Here is an 856-nt window from a genome sequence, read left to right on the forward strand (position 1 = left end):
GCCGCTTAAGGTTGCAGCAGGAGTAACAAACACGCAGCCGTCTGATGATATTGAATCATGGCAGACATTAATTCTGAAAGAATCGGGTTCGGTACCAACGGATTTAGTCTTTACACCTTCTTCATGGAAAGCATTCCGTCTGGATACGTCTATCAAGGATACCGCGATAACTTTCCCATCGTTGAACCCGTTTGGTAATCAGGTAAATATCGGCCCAACAGTTCAAAAAGGCGGGGTATTTAAGGGAATTTGGGGCAACTTCAATCTCTGGTTGTATAACGACTGGTTTATTGATCCTGTTGATAACATCGAAAAACCGATGCTGCCAGATGGCGCAGTCATCATGTCAGGTGCGGATTTAATGGGAACGCGTGCGTTTGGTGCGATTCTTGATCCCACTTTCAACTACGGGCCTTTGGCCTATGCGCCAAAAAGCTGGTTAAACCCCGATCCAGCACAGCGTTATTTATTGATGCAATCCGCGCCATTGGTTATCCCAAGTCGTGTGAATGCGGCTTTGTGTGCGACGGTGGTGTGATATGGCAAAAAATAAGCAACAAGAAAACGAACTGGGCGGCTTGCCGCCTGAACTGATGGTTGACGGCCAAGAGTTACCGGATTCTCAGATAGAAACGGTGGAATCTTCTTCCACTGTTCCTGATGCCGACGATGAAAATCTTTCTGATGACCAGGTAATTGTCGTTGTGCTGAAAGGCCAGACAGTTAAACACGATGGCAAGGAATATAAAGAGTTCGTGCAACTCATTCTCAGTCCAGAAGATGCAGAACGTTTGATTGAACTGGGGGTTGTTGCTGACGTTAACAAGCTGCGGCAACAGGCACTTGCTCAAAATGG

General features: G+C 46.7%; 2 protein-coding genes. Both read left to right on the forward strand.

Going from position 1 to position 856, the window contains the following annotated elements:
* Positions 1 to 538: major capsid protein (locus tag C6H66_RS24650; RefSeq protein WP_181150306.1), on the forward strand; the 538-nt coding region annotated here is incomplete at its 5' end.
* 1 nt (position 539) lies between these two features.
* Positions 540 to 856: hypothetical protein (locus C6H66_RS24655; RefSeq protein ID WP_105397026.1), on the forward strand; the 317-nt coding region annotated here is incomplete at its 3' end.

This window comes from Photorhabdus hindustanensis (assembly GCF_002968995.1).
In the GTDB taxonomy this organism is placed as follows: domain Bacteria; phylum Pseudomonadota; class Gammaproteobacteria; order Enterobacterales; family Enterobacteriaceae; genus Photorhabdus; species Photorhabdus akhurstii.